Raw genomic sequence first — 26,853 nt, forward strand, 5'->3', positions numbered from 1 at the left:
CGTCGTCCTGAACGGTCCCGACTCCCCCGGTCAGGCCTGGAGTTCGTTGTCGATGATCCGGAACAGCTCGTCGTCGTCGGCCGCGTCCACGTCGGCTTCGTCATCGTCCCCGGGTGTCGCCGACCATGAGGCGGCCAAGGCCTCCAGGCGGGCGGCGATCAGTGCGCGGTCGGGGTCGTCGGCCGGGGGCGCGGTGGCCGCGGCGCGGCGCAACAACGCTTCCAGGCGGTCGAGTTCGGAAAGTACGGGCGTCCGCTTCGGCGCCGCGAGCCCGAGCCGGTCGCGCAGGTGTTCCGCGAGCGCGGTCGGGGTGGGGTGGTCGAAGACCAGCGTCGCGGCCAGCCGGGCGCCGGTCGTCTCGGTGAGGCGGTTGCGCAGCCGCACGGCCGTCAGGGAGTCGAACCCGACGTCGGTGAACGTCTGGGCGGCCCGCACCGTCTCGTCGGGACGCTGGCCGAGGACATGTGCCGCGGCGGCGCGCACGAGGTCGACCAGCAGGCGCAGTTGCCCGCCTTCGTCGAGGGAACGCAGGCGGCGGACCAACGCGTCCCGGCCGTCGTCGGCTCCCTGCCCGCCGGCCGGGGCCGTGGCGCGCGGCACGCGAACGAGCCCGCGCAGCAGGGGGTTCAGCTCCCCGTGTGCGGCGTGCCCGCGCAGCGCCGCGTGGTCCAGGCGGGTGGCCACCACGACGGGTTCGTCCGCCCCCAACGCGGCGTCGAACAGGGCCAAGGCCTCGGCGGTGGACAGTCCGCGCTGTCCGCCGCCGCCGGTCAACCGTGCGACACCGGCCTCGCCGAGGTGTCCCGTGAGGCCGCTGGCCTGCGCCCACAGGCCCCAGGCGATGGAGACGGCCGGGAGCCCCGCCGTGTGGCGCAGGCGTGCCAGCCCGTCCAGGAATCCGTTCGCCGCCGCGTAGTTGGCCTGCCCGGCGCTGCCGAACACGCCGGCGCCGGACGAGAAGAGCACGAACGCCGCCAGGTCCGCTTCACGGGTCAACTCGTGGAGGTGCCACGCCCCGTCGGCCTTGGCACGCAGGACCGCGTCCAGGCGCTCGGGGGTCTGCGCCGCGAGGACGCCGTCGTCCAGGACGCCCGCCGTGTGGACCACGGCGGTGAGCGGGTGGTCGGCGGGCACCGTGGCGAGGGCGGCGGCCAGGGCCTGCCGGTCGCCCGTGTCGGCGGCCACGAACCGCGTTGTGGCACCGGCGTTTTCGAGGTCGGCGCCCAATTCGGCCGCTCCGGGTGCGTCGGCGCCGCTGCGGCTGACCAGTACGAGGTGCCGTACGCCGTGCACGGCCGCCAGGTGCCGGGCGACCAGGCTCCCGAGGGTGCCCGTGCCCCCGGTGATCAGCACGGTGCCGTTCGGATCGATCGGGCGTCGCGTCCACGGGGTCGGGCCGTCCGCTCCCGTCGCGTCGTCCGGTACGCGTACGCGCGTCAGGCGGGGGACGGTCACCCGGCCGTCGCGGATCCGGGTGTGGGGTTCGGCCGCGGGCAGGCGGGCCGGCAGCAGGGCCGCCGCGGTGCCGGTGCCGTCGGCGTCCACGAGGTGGATGCGGCCCGGGTGTTCGCGCTGCGCGCTGCGGACGAGGCTCCGCACGGCGGCGGTCGCGGGGTCGTCCGGGGCGTCGTGCGTGACCACCACCAGCAGTCCGTCGCCGACGGGGAGTTGCCGGTTGAGGAACGCGAGGGTGCGCGTGGTGAGTTCGCGGACTGCGGCCGGAGGTGCCAGGCGGCGGTGAGGGGCGGTCAGGTCGAGGACGACCTCGGTCGGGACGGTGTCGGCGTCCGCTGTGTCGGCGTCGCTCGGCAGCGGAGTCCACTCCTCACGGAACAGCGCGTCGGGGAGCTGTGCCGCCACCGCGCGCGGTCGCAGCACAAGGCTGTCGATCCGTGCCACCGGGCCGCCCACGTGGTCGGTAAGGGTCAGCGAAATACCGTCGGGTCCCGCGGACTTGGCGTGCACCCGGAGGGCCGTGGCGCCGGTGGCGTGGAGCGCGACGCCGCTCCACGCGAACGGGAGGAGGACGCGGCCGGGCTCCGCGGTCGGAGCCGCACCGAGGTTGGCCGCCTGGAGCGCGGCATCGAGCAGTGCCGGGTGGATGCCGAAGTCGGCCGCCGCGGACAACAGTTCCCTGGGGAGGGCGACCTCGGCCCAGACCTCGTCGGCGCGCCGCCACGCTCGGCGCAGGCCGTGGAAGGCGGGCCCGTAGCCGTATCCGGCGTCGGCCATCCGGGCGTAGAACCCGTCCACCGGCACCTCGTCCGCATCGACCGGGGGCCACGTCCCGTACCCGAACTCCGCCGCCGTGGACGGGCCGGACGCGAGGAATCCGGAGACATGCCGGGTCCACGCCTCCGCGTCGTGCGGCCGGGAGTGGATGTCCAGCGGGCGCCGCCCGTCCGCTCCGGGGACACCGACCGTGCAGCGCAGTTCGACGGACTCCCGCTCGGCGAGGGTCAGCGGGGTCTCCACGACGACCTCGTCCAGACCGTCCGCCCCGACGTGTTCGCCCGCCCGCAGGGCGAGTTCGACGAACGCGGCGCCGGGCAGCAGGACCGTTCCCGACACGGCGTGATCGGCGAGCCACGGCTGCGTGCGTGTCCCCAGGCGGCTGGTGAACACGATGCTGCCATCCGGGAGTTCGACGACCGCGCCGAGCAACGGGTGGCCGGTGGCGGCGAGCCCGAGGGACGCGGGGTCGCCGGATTCCGTCACGGGTTCCAGCCAGTAGCGCTGATGCTGGAAGGCGTACGTCGGCAGCTCGGACGGGCGTACGGGGGTGGCCCCGGCGAAGACCGGCGACCAGTCGACAGGCACGCCACGGACGGCCAACTCGGCTGCGGACGCCAGGAATTGGCCCAGTCCGCCGTCGTCACGGCGCAGCGTCCCGGTGACCACGGTGGGATCCTGCGTATGCGCGTCCAGCGCCTCGACCACGCTCGGGACCAGCACCGGATGCGGGCTGACCTCGACGAACGCGCGGTGGCCGTCGGCCGCGAGCGCCGCCGTGGCCTCGGCGAACCGTACGGGTTCGCGCAGGTTCCGATACCAGTACGCGGCGTCCAACTCGGGTCCGTCCAACCACCGGTTCTCGACGGTGGAGAAGAAGGGGACACGGGCGGTCCCGGGCGAGACACCGGCCAGCGTTTCCGCCAACTCGCCCTGGATCGACGCCACATGGGACGTGTGCGAGGCGTAGTCGACCGGGATGCGCCGCACCCGCACACCGTCCGCTTCGTACGCCGCGACCAGCGCGTCCAGCGCCGCCGGATCGCCCGCGACGACCACCGACGAGGGGCCGTTGACGGCCGCCAACTCCACGCCCGTGCCGAGGCGTTCGCGGATCGCGTCGACCGGGAGCGCGACGGAGACCATCCCGCCGCGCCCCGCCAGACCACGCGCGATCGCCCGCGACCGCAACGCGACGACCGCCGCGGCGTCCTCCAGGCTCAGCGCACCCGCGACATGGGCCGCGGCGATCTCCCCCTGCGAGTGGCCCACGACCGCGTCCGGCACCACGCCCAGGGACTCCCACAGCCGCGCCAACGCCACCATGACCCCGAACGACGCCGGCTGGACGACATCGACCCGGTCCAAGGGCGCACCGTCGCGCAGCACATCGACGAGCGACCAGTCCACGTGGGGGGCGAGCGCGTCGCCGACCGCCGTCACGGCATCCCGGAACACCGGTGCGGCAGCGAGCAGTTCGCGGCCCATCCCCACCCATTGCGCGCCCTGCCCCGGGAACACGAACACCCGCCGCCCCGCGACATCGGCCGTCCCGGCCACCACTCGGCCGCCGCTCGCACCCCTGGCGAGCGCGCCCAGCCCGTCCAGCAGGGCGGCGCGGCCCGCGGCGACCACGACGGCCCGCTCCGGGAACAGCCCCCGGGACGTGGCCAGGGTGTGCGCCACGCCGCCCGGGTCGAGGCCCGGCCGCGCGGACGCGTAGTCGTGCAGGCGCGCGGCCTGCGCCCGAAGCGCGGCACCGGTCGCGGCGGAGACCGTCCACACCACGGGCCGCGGGCCGTTCCCCTCCGGGCTCGCCGGACGCGATCCCGGCCCGGCGGGGGAGGCGGCCGGGGCGGGTGTCGCGGGTGCGTCCGGGGCCGCGGGTCGCGCCGGCGCGTCAGCCCCGGCCGGGTCCGGCAGCGCCGCGGGCCCGGAGGGCGCGACAGGCCCGGAGGGCGCGACAGATCGGGTGGACGCACCAGCCCCGGCGATGCCGTGGGTCGACACCTCGGGCGCGGTAGGGCCGACCGGCTCGGCGCCCGCGGGCGCCGTCGTGGCCGCGGGCCCGGCGGTCGCGGTGAGCGTGACCGAGGCGGCGGTCGCCGACGGCTCCGCCGCGTGCGGGGTGGATATGGCGGAGTCGGGACCGCGGTCCGCGTCGGCCTCGGTGTCGCCCGCGTCCGTCGGCACGCTCGTCGCCGTGGTGCCCGGCGCCTCCTCCAGGATCACGTGGGCGTTGGTGCCGCTCACCCCGAAGGCGGAGACTCCCGCGCGGCGCGGGCGGGTGCCGTCCGTCGGCCACGCGCGGTGCTCGGTGAGCAGGCGGATGCCGCCCGTCGACCAGTCGATGTGGGACGAGGGCGCGTCCACGTGCAGGGTGCGCGGCAGTTCGCGGTGCCGGATCGCCTCGATCATCTTGATGACGCCCGCGACCCCGGCCGCCGCCTGCGTGTGCCCGATGTTGGACTTCACCGACCCGAGCCACACGGGCCGTTCGGCCGGGCGGCCGTCGCCGTAGGTGGCCAGCAGGGCGTGCGCCTCGATCGGGTCGCCCAGCGACGTCCCCGTGCCGTGGGCCTCGACGGCGTCGACATCCGCCGTGCCGAGGCGTGCGTTGGTGAGCGCCTGCCGGATCACCCGTTCCTGGGACGGGCCGTTCGGCGCGGTCAGGCCGTTCGACGCCCCGTCCTGGTTCACCGCCGAGCCCCGGACGACGGCCAGCACCTCGTGCCCCAACCGCCGTGCGTCCGAGAGGCGTTCGAGGAGCAGGACGCCGACGCCCTCGGCCATGCCGAAGCCGTCCGCCCCCTCGGCGAACGCCTTGCTGCGGCCGTCCTCGGCCAGGCCGCGCTGGCGCGAGAAGCCGATGAGGCCGTCCAGGGTGGACATCACCGAGGCACCGCCCGCGAAGGCGAGGTCGCACTCGCCGCCGCGCAGCGCCTGGGCGGCCAGGTGCAGGGCCACCAGGGACGACGAGCACGCGGTGTCCACCGTCACGGACGGGCCTTCGAGGCCGAATGTGTACGACAGGCGTCCCGAAAGGACGCTGCCCGCGTTGCCGGTGACGAGGTAGCCCTCGTCGGCCCGCCCGCCGGTGCCGTGGGTGCCGTAGTCCTGGCCGTGGGTGCCGATGAACACCCCGGTGGGTGTCGCGCGCACGGCGGCGGGGTCGATGCCGGCGCGTTCCAGCGCCTCCCACGCCACTTCGAGGAGCAGCCGCTGCTGCGGGTCCATCGCCAGCGCCTCGCGCGGGTTGACGCCGAAGAAGGCCGCGTCGAAGTCCGCGATACCGGGGAGGAATCCGCCGCCGCGCACATAGGTCTTGCCGGGCGCGTCCGGGTCGGGGTCGTAGCTGCCGTCGAGGTCCCAGCCCCGGTCGGCGGGCAGCGCGGTGACGGCGTCGCCGCCGGACGCGACGAAGCGCCACAGGTCGTCGGCGGAGTCCAGGCCGCCCGGGAAGCGGCAGCCGATGGCGATCACGGCGATCGGGTCGTCGGCGCCGTCCTCGGGGGCGGACGGCCGCACGGCCGTCGCGGCGGACGCGGGTTCCGGTGCGGCGCCCAGGAGTTCGTGCCGCAGGTGGGCGGCGAGCGCGGTGGGGGTCGGGTGGTTGAAGACCAGCGTGGCGGGCAGCCGCAGCCCGGTCGCGGCGCCCAGGCGGTTGCGCAGTTCGACGGCCGTCAGGGAGTCGACACCGAGTTCCTTGAACGCGCGCTGTACGTCGACATCCGCGGCGGTGGCGTGGCCGAGTACGGCGGCCGAGATGTCGCGGACGACGCCGAGCAGCAGTTCGTCCTGGTCCGTCGGCGCGAGTCCGGCCAGGCGCGCGGCAAGTGTCGTGCCGTCACCGGCCGTCGCGGTCACGGCCCGGCGCGGGCCGCGGCGGGCCGCCCGGGTCGGTGCCAACTCCCGGAGCAGCGCGGGGACATCGGGGCCGTCGAGGGATGCCGGGTCGAGCCGGATCGGGACGACCGCCGCCCGGTCGCTTTCGAGGGCCGCGTCGAAGAGCGCGAGCCCTTGCCCGGCGGTCAAGGGGCGGGTACCGGTGCGGGCCATCCGCGCCAGGTCGGTCGCGGCGAGCCGCCCGCCCATGCCGCCGCTCTCCGCCCACAGGCCCCAGGCGAGGGACACCGCCGGCAGGCCGAGGGTGTGCCGGTGGGCGGCCAGGCCGTCGAGAAACGCGTTGGCCGCCGCGTAGTTCGCCTGTCCCGCGCCCCCGAGGACGCCGGAGGCCGACGAGTAGAGCACGAACGCCGACAGGTCGAGCCCCGCGGTCAGTTCGTGCAGATGCCAGGCCGCGTCCACCTTGGGGCGCAGCGCGGCGGCCCACTTGGCGTCGTCGAGCGCGCCGATGACACCGTCGGCGACGACTCCCGCGACGTGCACAACGGCCGTGAGGCGCGCGGCGATCGGGGCGATCACGGCGGCCAGTGCGTCGCGGTCGGCGGCGTCCGCGCGTTCGACCCGCACGCGCGCGCCGAGCCCGGTGAGTTCGGCATGTTGCGCCTCCGACACGCCGTTGCGCGTGACGAGGACCAACTCCCGTACGCCGTGGGCCCGAACGAGGTGGGAGGCGAGCAACCGGCCGAGTCCGCCGGTGGCACCGGTGACGAGGACGGTGCCGCCCGCGAGGCGCGAGGGAGCGGCGGGCACGGGCTGCCGGGTCGGGCGCAGCCTGGCGACCACGCGCTGTCCGTCGCGGACGGCGATCCGCGGTTCGTCGCGCAGGTCGGCGGCGGCTGCCGCCGCGTGGCCGGGGTCGTCCGTCTCGACCAGCGTGAACCGGCCCGGGGTCTCGGATTGCGCGGCCCGGACGAGTCCGCCCACCGCCTGGTGCGCGAGATCGTCGGGACGGGTCGCGACGACGAGGCGCGATTCCTCGGTGCGCGGGTCGGCGAGCCAGTCCCGGAGCACCCGCAGCACGTCGCGGCCGACCGCGTGGACGCGTCGCGGCACGCTCGTGTGCGGGTCGCCGTCGCCCGGCCGCACGAGCACGACGGGGGGCAGCGGGTCGCCGGGCTCCAGGTCGGCGTGGTGCGCCCAGGCGGTGTCGCCCTGCTCCCCGGACGGGGCGGGCACCCAAACGACTTCGTGCAGGGCGGCGTCGGACGGCGTCAACCCGGCGGGGTCCACCGGGCGTACGGTCAGGCCCGCCACGTCCACGACCGGTGCCCCGGTGTCGTCGGCCGCGTGCAGCGTGAGGGTGTCGGGCCCCGCCGGGGCGAGGACGACCCGCAGCGAGCGGGCACCGGTCGCGTGCAGTCGTACGCCCGACCAGGAGAAGGCCAGCCGGGGCCGGTCGGGGCCGGGGAAGAACCCGGCGGCGGCGAGCGGGTGCAGGGCGGCGTCCAGCAGCGCCGGGTGGAGGCCGTAGCCGTCGGTCTCGGCGCCCGCGGGCAACCGGAGTTGGGCGTAGACGTGGCCGTCGCGGGTCCACGCGGACTCGACGGCGTGGAACGCGGGGCCATAGTCGACGGCGAGCCCGTCGTAGAGCCCGGCCACGTCGACCGGGTGCGCGTCGGAGGGCGGCCATGCGGTGAGGTCGGGCACGGCGCCCGCGGGCGGCGGGAGTTCGTCGGCGAGAACACCCGTGGCGTGCTCGGTCCATTCCCGTCCCGTCCCGGCGCGGGTCAGCAGCCGTACGGCCCTGCGCCCCTCGACCGGTTCCGCGACGTGCACCTGGAGGTCGGTGCCGCCGCCGTCCGGCACCACCACGGGCGCCGCGATCGTCAACTCCTCGACCGCCGGGGTGCCGAGGGCCGTGCCGACGTGCCCGAGCACGTCGAGCAGTGCCGTGCCGGGGAGCAGTACCGCGCCGCCGACCCGGTGATCGGCGAGCCAGGGGGCGGTGCGCGGGGTCAGGCGCCCGGTGAAGACCGCGCTGTCGCCGCCCGCGAGAGCCAACCCGGCGTGCAGCAGGGGATGGTCGACGGTGTCGACGCCTGCCGACGCCAAGTCCCCGGGATTGGTTGCCGGTTCCAGCCAGTAGCGCTGGTGCCGGAAGGCGTACGTGGGGAGTTCGGACGGGCGCACGGGCGTCGTGTCGGCGAAGACCGGTGTCCAGTCGACGGGGACGCCTCGGACGTGCAACTCGGCGACGGACAGCAGGAATCGGTCGAGTCCGCCGTCGTCGCGGCGCAGGGTGCCGGTGACGACCGTGGGGGCCGTCACCCGCTCGTCCACCGTCTCGACCACACTGGGCACGAGTACGGGGTGCGGGCTGATTTCCACGAACGCCCGGAAGCCTTCGGCCGCGAGCGCCGCGGTGGCGTCCGCGAACCGCACGGGTTCGCGCAGGTTCCGGTACCAGTACGCGGCGTCCAGCTCCGAACCGTCCAGCCACCCGCCCTCGACCGTGGAATAGAACGGAACCCGCGCGGCGCGCGGTGTCACACCCGCCAGCAGCTCGGCCAACTCATCCTGAAGGGTGGCTACTTGGGAGGTGTGCGAGGCGTAGTCGACCGGGACGCGCCGCACCCGGACGTCTTCGGCCTCGTAGGCCGCGACGAGCGCGTCCAGCGCCGCCGGGTCGCCCGCGACGACCACCGACGAGGGGCCGTTGACGGCCGCCAACTCGACGCCCGCACCGAGGCGTTCACGCACCCGTTCGACCGGCAGCGCGATCGAGACCATGCCGCCGCGGCCCGCCAGGCCGCGGGCGATGGCCTGCGACCGCAACGCCACGACCGCCGCCGCGTCCCGCAGACTCAACGCCCCGGCCACGTACGCCGCCGCGATCTCGCCCTGCGAGTGGCCCACCACCGCGTCCGGGACCACGCCCAGGGACTCCCACAGCCGCGCCAGCGCGACCATCACGCCGAACGACGCGGGCTGCACCACATCCACGCGGTCCAGCGGTGTCCCGTCGCGCAGGACCTCCGCCAGCGACCAGTCCGCGAACGACGCGAGCGCTTCGTCCACCTCGGCCACCGCCTGGGCGAACACGGGTGACGCATCGATGAGTTCGCGCCCCATGCCGACCCATTGCGCCCCCTGCCCCGGGAACACGAAGACCCGCCGGCCGTCCACATCGGCCGCCCCCGCGACCGTTCCCGGGCCGGACAGCGCGGACAGCGCGGCCACCGCCGTCGCTCGGTCGGGTGTGACGACGACCGCCCGGTGCTCCAGTGCGGCCCGCGACGTGGCCAGGGCGTGCCCGACCGCGGCGACATCCAGCACGGGCTGTGCCTCGGCGAAGGAGGCCAGGCGCTCGGCCTGGGCCCGCAGCGCGTCGGCGGTGCGCCCGGAGACGAGCCAAGGCACGTACGGTGGGCGGGTGTTCGGCGGCGTCGGTGTGTCGGCGCGTACGGGTGCCTGTTCGAGGATGACATGGGCGTTGGTCCCGCTCACCCCGAACGACGACACCCCCGCCCGACGCGGACGATCCACCTCCGGCCACTCCCGCGCCTCGGCCAGCAACTCCACCCCACCCGCCGACCAATCCACCTTCGACGACGGCACCCCCACATGCAACGTCCGCGGCAACACCCCCCGACGCAACGCCTCCACCATCTTCACCACACCCGCCACCCCCGCAGCGGCCTGCGCATGCCCCACATTCGACTTCAACGACCCCAAAAACAAAGGCTGTCCACCCGAACGACCCGCACCGTACGTCGCCAACAACGCCTGCGCCTCGATCGGATCACCCAACGCCGTCCCCGTCCCGTGCCCCTCCACCACATCCACATCACCCGGACCCAACCCGGCATCCGCCAACGCCCCCCGAATCACCCGCTCCTGCGCCGGACCACTCGGCGCCGTCAACCCATTCGACGCACCGTCCTGACCCACCGCCGAACCCCGCACCACCGCCAACACCTCATGACCCAACCGCCGCGCATCCGACAACCGCTCCACGACCAACACCCCGACACCCTCGGCCCAGGCCGTGCCGTCGGCTGTGTCGGCGTAGGCCTTGCACCGGCCGTCGGGCGCGAGGGCGCGCTGCCGGGAGAATTCGACGAACGAGGTGGGGCGGGCCATCACGGCGACGCCGCCGGCCAGGGCCAGCGTGCATTCGCCGTCCCGCAGCGACCGCACCGCCAGGTGCAACGCCACCAGCGACGACGAGCACGCCGTATCGACCGTGACCGAAGGCCCTTCCAGGCCCAGCGTGTACGACACACGCCCGGACGCGACGGACCCGGCGTTGCCGGTGCCGAGATAGCCCTCCAACCCGTCGGGGACGCCGCCGAGTTCCGTGGCGTAGTCGTGGTGCATCAGCCCGGAGAACACGCCGACAGGCGCGCCGCGCAGCGACGTCGGGTCCAGGCCCGCGCTCTCCAGCGCCTCCCACGACACCTCCAGAAGCAGCCGCTGCTGCGGGTCCATGGCCAAGGCCTCGCGCGGCGAGATCCCGAAGAACGCCGCGTCGAACTCCCCCGCGTCGGCGAGGAATCCGCCGTGGCGCGTGGTGGAGGTTCCGGGAGTGTCGGGGTCCGGGTCGTACAGCGCGTCGAGGTCCCAGCCCCGGTCGGCGGGGAACTCGCCGATGCCTTCCCGGCCTTCGGAGACCAGCCGCCACAGGTCCGCGGGCGAGGCCACCCCGCCGGGGAGGCGGCAGGCCATGCCGACGATCGCGATGGGCTCGTCGGAGTGCGGGCGGGCGGTGTGCGCGGCGGCCGTCGCGGTCGGCCGCCCGTCCACCAGGTCGAGCAGGTGGCGGGCGACCGCGGCCGGGGTCGGCCGGTCGAAGGCGAGGGTGGCCGGCAGCCGCAGGCCGGTGGCGGCGGCCAGCCGGTCGCGCAGTTGTACGGCGAGCAGTGAGGTGTAGCCGAGGTCCTTGAACGGGAGGTCGGCGGGGACGGTCTCGCGGCCGGGGGCGAGTGCGGCGGCCTCGGTGCGCGTGAGGTCGAGGAGCAGGCGGTGGCGCTCCTCCTCCGCGAGACCGGTGAGACGGCGGCGCAGCGCCGCGGCGGCGGCGTCGTTCGGGGCCTGCGTGCGGGGCGGGCCGTCGATGAGACCGCGCAGGGGCGCCGGCACCGCGGCGGGGTCGAGGGCGGCCAGGCCGTCGGTGTCGAGCCGGAGCAGCAGCAGGGACACGCCGTCGACGAGGTGTGCGGCGTCGAACAGGGCGGCGCTGTCGTGGGCGGTGAGCCGTCCCAGCCAGTCCGGCACCGGTCGGCCGTCGCCGACCGCGGGGCCCGTGGTGAGGGCGAGCGCGGGCAGCCCCCGCGCGGCGCGGTCCCGTGCCAGCGCGTCCAGGAAGACGGCCGCCGCGGCGAGTTCGGGCGCGGGCTCCGGGACGCCCAGGAGTCCGTCGGCCGGGACGTCGACGACGAACGCGGACACGTCGCGGCGCGCGACCGCGTCCCGCAGGTTGAGTGCCGCCGTGACGGACGTCCCGAGGCCGGGAAAGACCGCCCCGATGGTGTGGACGACCGCGTCGACGGGTTCGCCGACGCGGTCGAGCAGAGCGTCCACCGCGCCGGGGGCGGCCGGTTCGCAGGCGAGCAGCGTGACCCGGGCGCCGTGGGCGCGCAGTTCGTCGCGAAGCTCGGCGGCCCCCGGGTCGGCGGCGCCCCGGTCGGCGACCAGCACGAGGCGGCGTACGCCGTGCCCGGTGACGAGGTGCCGGGCGATGCGGGCGGCGGCGGGTCCGTCGGCTCCGGTGACGAGTACGGTCCCGTGCGGCGCGGTCCGGGCGGTGTCGGAGGGTCCGTCCGGCGACGTCTCGGTGCCCCGGGCGGTCGCGGCGCGGGTCACCCGGGGGCGCAGCGGAACCCCGCCGCGCAGCGCGAGTTGGGGTTCGCCGGAGGTCGCGGCGGCGGCGAAGGCCGGCGGCGGGTCGGCGTCCGCGGGCAGGTCGAGGAGGACGACGCGGCCGGGGTGGGCGGCCTGGATCGTCCGGACGGCTCCCCACAGCGGCGCCTGGGCCAGGTCGACGCGGTCGTCCGCGCCGGTGGACACGGCGTCGCGGGTGAGGACGACCAGGGGCGTGGCGGCGAAGCGGTCGTCGGCGAGCCAGGCTGCGAGGTCCGCGACGAGTTCGCGCACGCGCGACGCGACGGTGTCGGCGAGCGTGCCGGGACGCGGGTCCGCGGCCGGGACCGCGAGCACGACGGCGTCGGGGACGGGGCCGGGGGCGGCGCGCAGCGTGGCGAGGTCGGGGTGGGCGGTGGCTCCGGGGCCGGCTCCCGCGGCAGAGCCGGGGAGGGGACCCGCGGCTGCCGACGGCCCGCCCCCGGTGGTCGCGCCCGCTGCGGATGCCGAACCGGATGCGGTATCCGGATCGCGGTGGGCAGCTGTGTCCGGGTGGTCGGCCGGGCCGCGTTCGGCCGCCGGCACGGCGGGCTCGGGCACCCCCGGACCGGCCGCCGGACCCGAGCCGGCCCCGTCGTCCACGCCGCCGAGCCGGGCCGCGACCGCCGCGGCGCCGGCTCCCGCGACACCCCACCGCAGGGCGCGCGCACCCGTGCCCTCGGGCACCGACGACAGCGGCAACCAGTCGATGCGGTACAGGTGTTCGTGGCCGCCGCCGCCCGTCGCGCGCAACCGGGCCGGGGCGTCCGGCAGCAGGTGCCGGGTGATCTTGCCGGACGCCGTGCGCGGGATGCGGTCGGTTTCGTACAGCTCTTCGGGGACCTTGAAGTAGGACAGCCGCTCGCGGCACGCCGCGAGCAAAGCGTCGGCGTCGAAGCCGTCCGCGGTGGGGACGACGAACGCGACGGGCACCTCGCCGAGGACGTCGTGCGGTTTTCCGGTGACGGCGACGTCCGCGACGCCCGGCACGGACCGCAGGACCTCTTCGACCTCGGCGGGGTGGATGTTCTCGCCGCCCCGAATGACGAGTTCCTTGATGCGGCCGGAGATGGAGAAGTATCCGGCCCGGTCGCGGCGCGCGAGGTCGCCGGTGCGGTACCAGCCGTCGCGCAGCGCCTCGGCGGTGGCCTCGGGCTGGTTGTGGTAGCCGAGCATGACGCTGGGGCCCCGGACCCACACCTCGCCCTCGGTGCCGTCGGGGACGTCGAGGCCGGTCTCGGGGTCGACGACGCGCACGCCGAGGCCGGGTACGGGCAGCCCGCACGACCCTTCGACGCGGGCTCCCGTGGGCCAGTTGACGGTGATGGACCCGCACGTCTCGGTGGAGCCGTACGCGTCGATGAGCGGTACGCCGAAGACCTCCTCGAACGACCTCCGCAGCGCGGCCGTGGTGACGGCCCCGCCGACGAGGCACATCCGCAGGTCGGGCGCCTGGAAGCCATCCTCGCGGGCGGCGCGTACCAGGTGGTGGTACATCGTCGGGACGCCGGCGAGGTAGGTCGCGGACTCGGCGCGGACGGCGTCGAGGACGTCGCCCGCGGCGAAGCCGTCGAGGATGCGGGCGGTGGCGCCCACCGCGGTCACGCTGAGGACGCAGGCGATGTGCGACAGGCTGTGGAAGAGCGGCAGCGGCCACACGACCCGGTCGTCGGGGCCCAGGCCGGGGATCGGTACGTAGCACGCGGCCACCGACCACAGGCAGTTGCGCTGCGTGGACAGAACGCCCTTGGGGCGCCCGGTGGTTCCGGAGGTGTAGAGCATCCACGCGGGGTCGTCCAGGCCGAGGTCGTCGCGGGCGGCGGTGGCGGGCTCGGCGTTCGCGAAGGCCTCGAAGGAGACGGTGCCCGGGGGGACGGGCCGGTCGCCGGTCACCACGACCGTCAGATCGGGGCGTTCGCGCAGCAGGTCGGCGAACAGCTCGGCGTGTGCGGGGTCGGTGACGACGGCGCGGGCGCCGCTGTCGTCGAGCAGGTAGCGCAACTCCGCGGCGGTGACCCGGGGGTTGAGCGGGACGCCGATCGCCCCGGCCCGCAGGATCGCGAGGTAGCTTTCGACGGTTTCGACGCTGTTGCCGAGCAGGATCGCGGCGCGGTCGCCCGGTTGGAGGCGGTGGGCGGCGAGGTGGCCCGCGATGCGCCGGGTCCGCGCGTCCAGTTCGCCGTACGTGACGCCGCGGACCGCGTCCCGGAACGCGGGCTTGTCCGCGCCGCGGGCGACATGCCCGGCCAGCAGTTCGGGGAGCGGCCGGATCAGTTCGGTGCGCAGCATGCCGTCACTTCCTTACGTCCTTGCGTCGCGTCGTCGCGGGAGAAATCCCGCTCTTGCGATCGGCCGTGCCCGGCACGGGCCGCACGGCGACGAATTACCGGCGGGCGAAGGTCAATGCGCAGCGCCTGCCCGGGGAATTCCCCGGAGAATTCGCTGTCGCTTCCAGTGTTGTCGCCGGACCGTGCGCGGCTGCCCCTAACCGACCCCCTAGAAAGGCCCTGTCCGTGGCCGGGGAATACGGAACGCGCCCCGGTACTCGGGTGAGTACCGGGGCGCGTGGCGGCGGTGTGACGTCGACGGCCCGGGTGGGGGCCGGACACGGCAGGGTCATGGCGCGACCGGCGGCGGGCACAGCGCGAGGAGGTCCGCGGGGCGGCGCAGCACGGCGTCGGGTGCCTCGGCGAGCAGCGCGGCCTCGTCGGTCTCGCCCCACAGGGCCGCGACGGCGGTGACGCCGGCGCCGCGGGCGCTGGTGAGGTCGGTCACCGCGTCGCCGACCATCATCGCCCGCTCCCGTGCCACGCCGAGGAGTTCGAGGGCGCGCAGCACGATGTCGGGTGCGGGTTTGGCGCGCGGCACCTCGTCGGAACCAAGGACGTGGTCGAAGTACCCGAGCAGGCCGAGTTGTTCGAGCAGGGTCCGGGCGCGCGGCCCGCTCTTCCCGGTCGCGACGGCGAGCCGCAGTCCGCGGCCGGTGAGTTCGGCGAGCAGGTCGGGGACGCCGTCGAACACGGTGACCTGGTGGGCCAGTCGGTAGCTCTCCCGGACGAACGGGCCCTCCAGTTCCGGGGGGAGGCCCATGATGCGCATGATGTCGGGGAAATATCGGCCGAGATGGCGGCTGTACTCCTCGAACGGCGCGGGCCCGTCCCCGACCACCTCGGCGTACGCGGCGAGGAACGCCTGCCGCATGACGCCGAAGCTGTCGACGATGACGCCGTCGAGGTCGAAGACGACGGCCTGGGGCGTGCGCAGGGTGAGGGTCGTGCCGGACGGCCGGTCGCGGTCCGCGGCGGTGGGCAGGTGGCGGGCGGGCGCGGGCGTCGGGGCGGGTACGCGGGATGCTTCTGCGGACATGGGTCTTCTCCGTGGGGTGGGGCGGGCGGTCAGCCGGGTCGGCCGGCCGGCGTGGGTCGGGGCCGGGGGCTCGCCGCCGCGGCGTAGAGGCGTTCGATCACGGCGATCGTGCGGCGGGCCCCGGCGACGGCCCGGCCGCGTGCCGCGGGGTCGGCCAACCGGGCCGGGAGTACGTCGAGTTGCCGGTCGTATTCGGCGCCGATCGGCTCGTGGGGCAGCGGGATGTCGGTGGTCACGCCGTCGACGGTGCGGGTGAGCACGGGTGCCGGCCGCCGGTTGGGGCTGAAGCCGAAGGTGCAGGTGAGGGTCGCGGTGCCCGCGGCGCCCTCGACCGTGATCCGGGTGGTGTCCACGGGCTCGTGCGAGGCCCAGCTCGCGCGCAGGGCCACCGAGACGCCGTCGTCGGTGACGAGGAAGCCGCGCGCGGAGTCCTCGACGTCGCCGGGCCGCCCGGGGCCGCCCGTGCCGCGCCAATCGGCGCCCCGCGCCGCGCTGTCGACGAAATCGGCGGAGACCGCGCCGAGGGCGTGCCGGAACTCCGGTGCCCCGCCCAGGAGCGGGGTGACGGTGTCGAGCAGGTGCCAGCCGAGGTCCACGAGCGCGCCGCCGCCGGACAGCCGGCGGCTGGTGAACCAGCCTCCCGCGTCGGGCACTCCGCTCGCCCGGACCCAGGACAGGTCGAGGTGCCGCAGGGGGCCCAACTCGGGCGCGAGGGTCCGCAGGGCGTGGACGTCGGCGCGGTGGTGCGCGGCGCTGCCGGCCAACAGGACGGTGGAGCCCGCGCGTTCGGCCTCGGCGAGCAGGTCGGCCTCGGCGACGGTGAGGCACACCGGCTTCTCCAGGAACACCGCGATGCCCCGGCGGAGCAGCCGGGCGGCGACCGGCGCGTGCAGGTGGTTGGGCACGGCCACCACCGCGAGGTCGACGTGTGCGGGGTCGAGGGCGTCGGCGTCGGCCCACACCGGGACGTCGCCGCCCGCCGCGGCGCGGGCGGCCTCGTCGGGTTCCACCAGCGCGGTGATCCGGTAGCGGGGGTGGGCGTCGAGTCGGGGCCGCCACAGGGAGCGGCCCGCCCAGCCCAGCCCCACCAGCGCGACCCGGAGCACCGGGCCGCCGGGTGTGCCGGCGGCCGGGTCGCCGGCGGAGGTCACAGGGCGGCCAGGGCGTCGGCGAGGATTTCCGCGATGTCGTGGATCTGCCGCTCCCCGGCCAGCAGGGTGCGGTGGTGCAGCCAGATCCCGTCGGCGGTCAGCGCCTCGGACACCGGGTTGCGGCGGGCGAGTTCGTCGACGGTGGTGTCGGGCGCGCCGGTCTCCCAGAAGCCGTCGGAGCGGTAGACGGCCCGGAAGACGACGAACGCGGGGAGGCCGCGCGCGACCAGGTCGTCGACGAGCGCGTTGCGGCGGTCCTCGCCGATTCCCGGGACGCGGAACATCGCCATGTAGTGCGGTACCCGGTCGGCGCGTTCGTCACGGCCCTGGGGGACGACGCCGGGGATGTCGGCGAGCAGGCGCCGCAGCAGTGCCGCGCGTTCCTCGCGCGTGGCGATCTGCCCGTCCAGTCGTGCGAGTTGGGCGCGCAGGACGCTCGCGGAGAACTCGTTGAGCCGGAAGTTCGATCCCGAAGTGCGGTGGAAATAGCGGCGGTCGGTCTGCGGACGGCCGCAACTGTGCCGCAGGAACGCCTCCTCGTACGAGGCGTTGTCGGGGAAGGTGACGGCGCCGCCCTCGCCCGCGGTCATCAGCTTGCCGTTCTGGAAGCTGAACGCGGCGATCGAGCCGAGCGCGCCGGCGCGCTTCCCGCGCCATTGGGCGCCGTGCGCGTGGGCGGCGTCCTGGACGACCGGGATCCCGGTGTCGGCGGACAGCTTGTCGAGGGCGTCCATGTCGGCGAAGTGGCCCGCCATGTGCACGGGCATGATGGCCCGGGTGCGCGGCGTCACCGCCTCGGCGGCGGCGGCCACGTCCAGGCAGTAGGTCTCGGGGGCGACGTCCACCGGCACGGCGACGGCACCGAGCCGCTGGGCGGCCTGCGAGGACGAGATGAACGTGAAGGCGGGCACGATGACCTCGCTGCCGGGGCCCACGCCCAGGACCTGGAGGGCGAGTTCGAGCGCGTGGGTGCCGTTGGTGACGGCCAGGGCGCGCTCGGCGCCGTGGTAGGCGGCGAACTCCTCCTCGAACGTGTCGACTTCGCTGCCGCCGATGCGCCACCACTGGCCCTGCTCCAGCGCGCGTATCAGCCCTTCGCGCTCCGCGTCGTCGTACTGCGGCCACGCGGGGAATTCCGGGGCCGGACGTCGGTTGCCACTCACGATTCCCACTGCCTTTCGCCGAGGGGTGCCGCGCGAGGATCCCCGAGGAAGTCCGGGGGGTGGCGCGGCAATTCCGCGTTCGGCACGCTAACCCACGAAATCCGACACCGTCACCTCCCCTATCGGCCCCCCTATATTTCCCTTGTCCCGTTCCGCTCCCGCTCTTTCCGCCGACCGTTTCCGAGAATGCTGTTATAACCGGTCCATGAGCGAGCTGCTTTTGCTGAACGGACCCAATCTGGGGATACTCGGGCGCCGCCAACCGGAGATCTACGGCACCGAGACGCTGGCCGACATCGTCGACGCGGTCGGCGAGGAGGTCGAAGGGCGCGGCTGGAAGGTCGTGTCGGTGCAGCGCGAATCCGAGGGCGAACTCATCTCGGCCGTGCACGAGGCGGACGGCACGGTCGGCGCCATCGTGAACCCCGGCGCGCTGATGATCGCGGGGTGGGGGCTGCGGGACGCGTTGGCCGCGTACCCGAGGCCGTGGATCGAGGTGCACCTGTCGAACGTGTGGGCGCGCGAGGCGTTCCGGCACGAATCGGTGCTCGCGCCGCTGGCCGACGGGGTGATCGTGGGCCTGGGCGCGCTCGGCTACCGGCTGGCGGCGCGGGCGCTGCTGGCGAAGGTGCCGCGGTCCTGATGCCCGCGCGATCCGGTGCCGTGCTGGGCATCGACCTGGGCGGGACCAAAGCGGCGCTGCGGGTGGAGGGCGACGGCGGCGCCGAGGAGTCGGTGCTGCGCTGGCCCGCGCCCGCCGGGCCGGCGGCGGACTGGGCCGCGCTCACCGCCGAGATCCGTGGGCTGCAAGGCCGTTGGGGTCGTCCCGCGGCCGTCGGCGTGGCGGTGCCCGCGACGCTCGACCCGGCGGGCACCGTGACCGCGTGGCCCGGCCGCCCGAGTTGGAACGCGTTCGGATTCGGCGGCGCGCTGCGCGGCCTCTTCCCCGGCACCCCGGTCGCATGGGCGGACGACGGCGACCTCGCGGCCCTGGCCGAGTCGGTGCGCGCGGGCCGCGGCGACCTGGTGTATGTGGGGGTCGGGACGGGAGTCGGCGGCGGCGTCGTGCGCGCCGGACGGCTCTTCCCGGGGCCCGCGCGCGGGTCGTGCGAGGTGGGGCACATCGTGATCGACCGGGGCGGCCCGCGCTGCGACTGCGGCCGTCGCGGCTGCCTCCAGGCCGCCGCCTCGGGCCCCGCGACCCTCCGCAGGGCCGGCGAACTGCGCGGTTCCGCGACGGACTTCGACACGCTTCGCGATGCCCTGGCCGCCGATGTGCCGTGGGCGGTCCGCGCGGTCGACGAGACCTGCGCGGCCCTGGCGACCGCCGTGGTCTCGCTCGCCGAACTCGCGCGTCCGGACGTCGCCGTACTCGGCGGGGGCTTCGCGGCGGGCCTGGGCGGCTTCACGGCCCGCGTCGACGCCCACGCCCGCGGCCTGGCCCGGCCCGGCTCGCCCGCGCCCCCGGTGGTGGCGGCGTCGCTGGGCCCGCTGTCGTCGCTGCACGGCGCACTCGCCCTGGCCCGCGCCACACAGACCGGAGACGCGCAGTGATCATCGCCACCCCGCCCGCCGCGGCGGACAACACCGCCTTGCGCCGGATCGACGTCGAACTGGGCGACCGGGGCTACCCCGTCCTGATCGGACCGGGCGCACGCCACGAACTGGCCCGGTTCGTCGCCCGGACCGGAGCGCGCCGCGTCGCCGTCGTGTCGGCCCGGCCGCCCGCGTGGGTGCCCGAGACAGGCGTGCCCACACTGCGGGTCGCGGCGAAGGACGGCGAGCCGGGCAAGTCGCTCGCCTGGGTCGAGGAACTGTGCGGGCGCTTCGCGGAGTTCGGGCTGACCCGGGACGACGCGGTGGTGTCCGTCGGGGGCGGCACGACCACCGACGCGGTGGGGCTCGCCGCGGCGCTCTACCACCGCGGGGTGCCCGTCATCCATCTGCCGACCTCGCTGCTCGCCCAGGTCGACGCGAGTGTCGGCGGCAAGACGGCGGTGAACCTGAGCCACGGCAAGAACCTGGTCGGCGCGTACTGGCAGCCGACCGCCGTGCTGTGCGACACCGACTACCTGGAGACGCTGCCGCCCCGCGAACGCGTCAACGGCTACGGGGAGATCGCCCGCTGCCACTTCATCGGCGCGGGCGACCTGCGCGGCCTGCCGCTCGCCGACCAGATCGCGGCCGGCGTCGCCTTGAAGGCGTCGGTGGTCGCCGCCGACGAACGCGACAGCGGGCCGCGCCACGTGCTCAACTACGGCCACACCCTCGGGCACGCCCTGGAACGCGCCACCGCGTTCCGGCTGCGGCACGGCGAGGCGGTCGCCGTCGGCACGGTGTTCGCGGGCCGGCTGGCCGGTGCGCTGGGCCGGATCGGGGACACCCGGGTCGCCGAGCACACCGAGGTCGTCGCGCACTACGGGCTGCCCACCCGGCTGCCCGCCGACGCCGCCGTCCCCGACCTGATCACGCTCATGCGGCGCGACAAGAAGGCGACCACCGGCCTGGCGTTCGTGCTGGACGGCCCCCGCGGCGCCGAGGTCGTCCGGGACGTCGCGGAGCACACCGTGGCCGCCGTCCTCGACGCCATGCCGCGCGAGGCGTCCTGACATGGGCGCCGTGCCGGTCACCGGCCGCACCCGCGTGTTCGCGGTGCTGGGCGACCCCGTCGCGCAGGCCAAGGCGCCCGCGCTGCTCAACGCCGAGTTCGCCCGGGTGGGCGCCGACGCGGTGCTCGTCCCGGTGCACGCGCCGACGGCCCGCTTCGCCGAGGTGGTCACCGGCCTTCAGGCGGCGGGCAACGTCGACGGCCTGCTGGTGACCGTCCCGCACAAGCTCGCGGTGTGCGCGCACGCCGACGAGCTGAGTGCGACGGCCGCGCTGGTGGGCAGCGCCAACGCGCTGCGCCGGGAGCCGGACGGGCGGTGGTTCGCCGACAACTTCGACGGCATCGGGTTCGTCCGGGGCCTCGCCGCCCGGGGGCATTCGGTGCGGGGCCTGCGGGTCGCGCTCGCGGGGGCGGGCGGCGCGGGCCTCGCGGTGGCCGCGGCGCTGCTGGCGGACGGCGCGGAGCGGATCGCCGTACGGGATCCGGACGGCGCGCGGTCGGCCGCGCTGGCGCGGCGGCTCGGCGCGGTGTGGCCGGGGCGCGTGACGGACGAAACGGCCTTCGGGCCGGTGGACCTCGCGGTGAACGCGACCCCGCTCGGCCTGCGGGCGTCCGACCCGCCGCCGTTCGCGGTCGCCGACCTGGCCCCGGGCACCCTGGTCGCGGACCTCGTGATGGAGCCGCACGAGACGCCGCTGTTGCGGGCCGCCGCCGCACGCGGTTTGCCCATTCACCATGGCATCCACATGCTGAGATGTCAGATCGGACTGTACGCGCGCTTTTTCTCTGTGAGAAGAACTCGGAAGATATGAAAGACGCATGAATTAATGGATCAATTTCGTCTCCGCGGCCATGACTTAATGACCCCTGCGGCAAGATCGCGCCATGCCGGGTGAGAATTCCACGGAGAGCGGTGGCCGCTTGACCGACGACGTGACCATCGGGCTGCTGGCCACGACATACCCGCGCGCCCTCGTCGACGCCGTGATCGAGGCGACCGGGAAACGCGAGCGGCGCAACCGCGTGCTGCCGGCCCGGCTCATGGTGTACCTGTCGATGGCGCTGTGGCTGGATCTCGGCACCGGGTACGTCGGCGTGCTGCGGAACCTGCTCAGCGGCCTGCGGTGGGCCCAGGGCGGGGACGCCTCCGCGGTGCCGACCGACGGCGCCGTCTCCCGCGCGCGGGACCGGCTGGGCAGCGCCCCGCTGAAGGCCCTGTTCGAGACCACCGCCGTCCCGACGCCCCCGGCGGACGGCGCGGACGTCTTCTGGCGGGGCCTGCGCACGGTCGCGGTGGACGGCACCGTCTTCGACCTGCCCGCGAGCCGCGACAACGCCGCCGCTTTCGCCGTCCCGCCCGGCGGGTCACTGCCCCGGGCCCGCCTCGTCGTCCTGGCCGAATGCGGCAGCCTGGCACCGCTCGGCGCCGCCTTCGACTCCGCCGCCGTCGACGAGCGGACCCTGCTGGGACGACTGTCGGACCACCTGGGCCCCGGCATGCTGCTGCTCGCCGGCCGCGGCTTCCTCGCCGCTGAGGCGTTCGCGTCCGCGGCGGCCACCGGGGCGCAACTGCTGTGGCGCGCCGACGAGTCCACGCGCCTGCCGGTCACCGAGCGCCTGCCCGACGGCACGTACCTGGCCGAACTGCCGCACCAGGGCGGGCACATGACCGTGCGGGTCGTCGAGTACGGCGTGCGCGCCGACGACGGCACCCGCGAAGTCCGCGTCCTGGTCACCACACTGACCTGCCCCGCGCAGGCCCCCGCGATCGAATTGGCCCGGCTGCACACCGCGCGCTGGCGCGCGGAGATCATCCTGCGGCTCGCGAAGGTCGATCCGCACCGGACCGGCGGCGTCCTGCGGTCGCGGACCGCCGAGGGGGTACGCCAGGAACTCTGGGCGCTGCTGTGCGTCTACCAGGCCCTGCGGCGCCTGGTCACCGCAGCCGCCGTGATCCCCGAGGTCGCCCCGGCCCGGATCCGCCTCACCCCCGGCCCCACCCCCGATCCGGGCCCCGATCCCGGCCCCGATCCCGGCCCTGCCGCCGACCGGGCCGGGCCGCCGTCCCGGCCCGTCGGCCGCCGTTAAGTCAGGGCCGCGAATCCGTCTCCCGCGCTCCTATGCTGACCCGGCCGATCATTCTTTCGCCGATGGGGGGCGGGCGTGCGATTCACATTGTTGGGTCCTTTGACGGCCATTCGCGACGGCAGTCCGGTGCCGCTCGGCGGAGCCAATCAACGGGCGGTCCTCGCTTTCCTGTTGCTGCGTCCCAACCGGGTCGTCGCCACCAGTGAGCTGATCAGAGCGCTGTGGGGCGACGCGGCGCCGCCGACCGCCCGCAAGATGGTGCAGAACGCCGTCGCGGGCCTGCGCCGCGCCCTCGGCACCGCCCCCGGCGTCGAACTGTCCACCGTCTCCCCCGGCTACGTCCTCCGCGTCGACGCCGAGGCGATCGACCTCACGCGCTTCGACACGCTGATCCGGAGCGGACGCACCGAGATACGGGCCGGCAACGCCGAGCGCGGCGCCCTGCTTTTGCGCGAGGCACTGCGGCTGTGGCAGGGCCCGGTGCTGGTCGACGTCACCGAGACCGGCATCCGCTGGCCGGAGTTGGCGATGATCCGCGAAACCCACCTGACCGCCTTCGAGGAATGCCTCGAAGCCGAACTCGCGTTCGGCAGGCACCGCGAGGTGGTCGGCGAACTGGCCGCCATGGGCCAGCAGGAACCGACCAGAGAGCGTACGTGCGGGCTGCTGATGCTCGCGCTCTACCGCTGCGGCAGGCAGGCCGAGGCGCTGTCCGCCTACCAGCGCCTGCGCGACGAACTCGTCGACGACTTCGGCCTGGACCCGGCCCCCGAACTCCGGGAGCTGGAGCGGTCGATCCTCAAACAGCACCCGATGCTGGACCTGCCGCGCCTCCCCGGACGGACGGCGCTCCCGGCGACACCGCGCCCCCCGTCGGCCCCGGCGCGGCCCGAGCCCGGGACCGACGCCGCGCACGCGTCGCCCCGACCCGACCGCTCCCCCGCACCCGCCGACGTTCCGCCCGCGACCCCCGCGCTGACCGAGCGCAAGCAGGCGAGCATCCTGCTGATCCGCGCCCAGGCCGGCGCCGGAACCGACGACCCCGAACACCTCGACGAGGCCCTGCACGGCCTCCACCGGATCGTGGCCGAGGAGGCCGCGCGCTTCGGCGGCCTGGTCCGCGAACCCCTCGGCCGGCTCCGCACGGTGCTCTTCGGCCTGCCCCGCACCCACGAGGACGACCCGTCGCGCGCGGTGGCCACAGCCCTCGCGATCCGCGACCGGCTCGACCGGCTCGGCGCCCGCCTCACGGTGCGCCTCGCGGTCGCCACCGGCGATGTCCTGGCCCGCTACCGCAGCGAGGACGACGGCCACCCGACCGAGGTGACCGGCGCCGTCCTCGACCACGGCGAACGGCTGCTGCGGTCCGCCGACCCGCACCGCGTCCACCTGTGCGACCGCACGCGTGCGGCCACCGACCTCGACCGCCTGACCGGGTGCGTGAAAGCCGCCGCCGGGCCCGCGAACACCCCGACCCGGCCCCCCGAACCACCACGCCACACCGTGCCGTTGATCGGCCGCGACCGCGATCTGGACATCCTCTCCGGGTTGTCCGACGACGTTCGGCGCCGCGAACGGCCGCACCTGGTCACGGTGTTCGGCGAACCCGGCATCGGAAAGACCCGCCTTGTCTCGGAGTTCGCCCGCCGGACCAGTGCCGCGCCCACCCCGGTGCACCGACTCACCGGCCGGGTGACGGCCTTCGGTACGGGCCGCTCCCTGGCCCCCCTGGCGGCGATCGTCCGCGAACACTGCGGCATCGCCCCCGCCGACACCCCCGAGACCGCCGCCCGGCGGCTGGCCGCCACCGTCCGCGGCCTGCTCGGCGCCGGCCCCGACGCCGACCGCGTCGTGGCCGGACTGCGCCGCTGCCTGGGCACCGACACGGCACCGCGCGTGCACGACCCCGCCTTCGCGGAGGCCTTCGCCGAGGTGTTCGCCGCGTGGCGGCGGCTGATCGAGGAGATCGCCGCCCGGCACCCCCTCGTCGTGGTCCTCGAAGACCTCCACCTCGCCGACGACGTCCTCCTCGACCACGTCGAAGACCTCACCGAACGCGCCCTGCGCGTCCCGCTGTTCGTCGTCGCCACGGCCCGCTCCGAGCTCCGCGAGCGCCGCCCGCGCTGGTGCTGCGGCAAGCGCGACGCGACCGCGGTCGTGCTGGACCCGCTCTCCGACGGCGCGACCTCGGTGCTTCTCGACCGCCTCCAGACCCGTCCCCCCGGCATCCCCGTCGCCCCGAGAGTGCTGGCCCTGATCGGCGGAATACCGCGGTACGCCGAGGAGTACGCGCCCGCGCTGCCCGGTCTGCCCCCCGGCGCCGTCCCGGACCTGCCGCCGGCACTGCGCGCCCTCGTCGCCGCTCGCCTGGACACCCTTCCCGTCGCCGAGAAGGCGGTGCTGCGCGACGCGTCCGTCTTCGAGGGCCCGCTGTGGACGTCGGGGGTCGCGGCGGTCGGCGGACGCTCGCACGAGGCGGTCGAGGCGGCGCTCCGCCGCCTGGAAAGCAAGGACTTCCTGCGTCGCGTCCGCCGCGGCACCCTGCCCGGCGACACCGAATACGTCTTCCGCCACAGCCTGGTCCGCGCCATCGGCTACGCCCAACTCACGCGCCGGGACCGCCTCCTGCGCCACCTGCGGGCCGTCGACTGGATCGCCGGCCTCGCCACCGACCGCGGCGACCTCGTCGTCCACCACCGGCACAAGGTGCTCGCCCTGGCCGCCACCGACGCCGACGCCGCCGAGCGGGCGCACCGGGCGTTCACCGACGCCGCCCGCAAAGCCACCGCGGCCGACAACCCGCGCAGCGCGGCGCACTGCCGGCGCGGAGCCGCCGACCTGTGCGCGACCACCCCGAAAGCCCCGCCGGAGCCCGTCCCCCCGCACCGCCACGGCCTCCGGCTCACCACGCACTCGCGCCTCACCGACAGCGCGGCCTCCCGCGTCGGGGTCTTCCCCCAGGCGCCGAGCCTCGCGCGGCGCATGGCGACGTGTCCCCGCGTCGGCTGACCCGTCGGCCGGGCCGCACACGACCGGGCAGGCAGGCGCCGCCGCCCCGGCCCGGCTCCGGTGCACGACCCGGGCGCCCGCGCGGCGGTCACCGGCCCCGGACCGGTCACGGCCCCGGACCGCGCCGGGTGCCGGACCGTCCGCGCGTCAGCCCGTGAAGTGCTTGCCGCCCTTCATGACGTACTTGACCCGCTGCGTGACCGTGATGTCGTCCAAGGGGTTGCCCGGCACGGCGATGACGTCGGCGAGCAGGCCCTCGGCGAGACGGCCGCGGTCGTCGGCGTCGATCAGCTCGGCGGCCATGGTGGTCGCACCGCGCAGCACCGTCAGCTCGGGCAGGCCGCGGCTGACCAGGGCCACCAGCTCCAGCGCGTTCTTGCCGTGCGGGATCGCCGGGGCGTCACTGCCCACCGCGATCTTCACCCCGGCCTTGTACGCCGCCAGCACCGATTCCTTCGCCTTCGGGAACATCTCGGCGGCCTTCGCCTTCAGCTCCGGGTCCGCGGCCTCGAGAACGTCCATGCCGTCGGCCAGCGCGGTCGTCGCCACCAGGTACGTCCCGCGCTCGACCATCAGCCGGATCGCGTCGTCGTCGATGAGGAAGCCGTGCTCGACGCAGTCGATCCCGGCCTCGACGACCGCGCGGATCGCGTCCGCGCCGTGCGTGTGCGCGGCGACCTTGAGGCCGCGGCGGTGCGCCTCGTCGGCGATCGTGCGCAGTTCCTCGTTCGAGTAGTGCTGCGCACCGGCGTGGCCGCCGTGCGACAGGACCCCGCCCGAGCCGCAGGTCTTGATGACCTGGGCGCCGTGCTTGATGTTGTGCCGGACCGCGCGCCGCACCTCGTCGACGCCGTTGGCCAGGCCCTCTTCGACCGACAGGTCGAGGACGTGCGGGGCGAACGCGCCGAACATCGTCGGGTCGAGGTGACCACCGGTCGGGGTGATCGCGTGCCCCGCGGGCACGATGCGCGGCCCGTCGACCCACCCCGCGTCGATCGCCTTCATCAGCGCGACATCGAGCAGGTAACCACCGGTCTTCACGAACAGACCAAGATTGCGGACGGTCGTGAACCCGGCCCGGAGCGTACGACGGGCGTTGCCCACGGCACGCATCATGCGCAGCGGCGGGTCGTCCTTCATGCGGCCGGTCGCCGCGACCTCGCCGCGCCCGCCCATCAGGAGATTCACCTCCATATCCATCAGACCCGGCATCAGGATCAAATCCCCGAGGTCGACAACCTCGCCTTCCGGGGGCCCGCCCACCCCGATGATGCGATCGCCCTGGATCTTCAGGATTCCGGGCCTTATAATCTCCCCCTGATCGATGTCAAGCAGGCCCGCGGCTTTGAGCGTGAACGGTGGGGCGGACGTCGTCATCGTCGTTCTCCTCGACCTCGCGACAGGCGAACGGGAAACATTCCCTGAACGGCTGTTTAGCGAAGCGGTGGCCGCAGCGTCAAGTGCGGTCGGGCCTGGCTCCCGGCCCCCG

General features: G+C 75.2%; 11 protein-coding genes. 6 read left to right on the plus strand and 5 right to left on the minus strand.

Features of this window, described 5'->3' with window-relative positions:
* Nucleotides 1-30 precede the first annotated feature (30 nt).
* From LO772_RS07380 to LO772_RS07395, 4 genes are all read right to left on the minus strand, one after another.
* Nucleotides 31-14,268, minus strand: coding sequence for a type I polyketide synthase (locus LO772_RS07380; RefSeq protein ID WP_231777572.1), 14,238 nt, complete (start codon nucleotides 14,266-14,268; stop codon nucleotides 31-33).
* A 327-nt stretch (nucleotides 14,269-14,595) separates the two neighbouring features.
* Nucleotides 14,596-15,345, minus strand: coding sequence for an HAD-IA family hydrolase (locus LO772_RS07385; protein WP_231777573.1), 750 nt, complete (start codon nucleotides 15,343-15,345; stop codon nucleotides 14,596-14,598).
* Nucleotides 15,346-15,374: 29 nt separating this feature from the next.
* Nucleotides 15,375-16,496, minus strand: coding sequence for a Gfo/Idh/MocA family protein (locus LO772_RS07390; protein WP_269453168.1), 1,122 nt, complete (start codon nucleotides 16,494-16,496; stop codon nucleotides 15,375-15,377).
* A complete protein-coding gene (locus LO772_RS07395; protein WP_231777574.1) occupies nucleotides 16,493-17,659 on the minus strand; it encodes an aminotransferase class I/II-fold pyridoxal phosphate-dependent enzyme in 1,167 nt (388 codons plus the stop codon). The genes LO772_RS07390 and LO772_RS07395 overlap by 4 nt, the downstream gene beginning before the upstream one ends.
* Nucleotides 17,660-17,864: 205 nt before the next feature.
* Between LO772_RS07395 and LO772_RS07400 the strand changes: the two genes are divergently transcribed.
* The 6 genes from LO772_RS07400 to LO772_RS07425 all read left to right on the plus strand — a co-directional run bounded on the left by LO772_RS07400 (nucleotide 17,865) and on the right by LO772_RS07425 (nucleotide 25,364).
* A complete protein-coding gene (locus tag LO772_RS07400; RefSeq protein ID WP_231777575.1) occupies nucleotides 17,865-18,302 on the plus strand; it encodes a type II 3-dehydroquinate dehydratase in 438 nt (145 codons plus the stop codon).
* The gene (locus LO772_RS07405) at nucleotides 18,302-19,213 is read left to right on the plus strand and encodes an ROK family protein (RefSeq protein ID WP_231777576.1); all 912 of its coding nucleotides are present in this window, start codon (nucleotides 18,302-18,304) and stop codon (nucleotides 19,211-19,213) included. The genes LO772_RS07400 and LO772_RS07405 overlap by 1 nt, the downstream gene beginning before the upstream one ends.
* Nucleotides 19,210-20,268, plus strand: coding sequence for a 3-dehydroquinate synthase family protein (locus tag LO772_RS07410; protein ID WP_231777577.1), 1,059 nt, complete (start codon nucleotides 19,210-19,212; stop codon nucleotides 20,266-20,268). The genes LO772_RS07405 and LO772_RS07410 overlap by 4 nt, the downstream gene beginning before the upstream one ends.
* A gap of 1 nt (nucleotide 20,269) precedes the next feature.
* Nucleotides 20,270-21,079, plus strand: a complete 810-nt coding sequence (locus tag LO772_RS07415; RefSeq protein WP_231777578.1) for a shikimate dehydrogenase family protein — start codon at nucleotides 20,270-20,272, stop codon at nucleotides 21,077-21,079.
* Between the two features lie 109 nt (nucleotides 21,080-21,188).
* Nucleotides 21,189-22,355, plus strand: coding sequence for an IS4 family transposase (locus tag LO772_RS07420; RefSeq protein WP_231777579.1), 1,167 nt, complete (start codon nucleotides 21,189-21,191; stop codon nucleotides 22,353-22,355).
* 99 nt (nucleotides 22,356-22,454) lie between these two features.
* Nucleotides 22,455-25,364, plus strand: a complete 2,910-nt coding sequence (locus LO772_RS07425) for a BTAD domain-containing putative transcriptional regulator (RefSeq protein ID WP_231777580.1) — start codon at nucleotides 22,455-22,457, stop codon at nucleotides 25,362-25,364.
* Between the two features lie 147 nt (nucleotides 25,365-25,511).
* Here the strand turns inward: LO772_RS07425 and LO772_RS07430 are convergent, their stop codons facing one another.
* A complete protein-coding gene (locus tag LO772_RS07430; protein WP_231777581.1) occupies nucleotides 25,512-26,741 on the minus strand; it encodes a metal-dependent hydrolase family protein in 1,230 nt (409 codons plus the stop codon).
* Nucleotides 26,742-26,853 lie beyond the last annotated feature (112 nt).

Source organism: Yinghuangia sp. ASG 101, from assembly GCF_021165735.1.
Lineage (GTDB): Bacteria > Actinomycetota > Actinomycetes > Streptomycetales > Streptomycetaceae > Yinghuangia.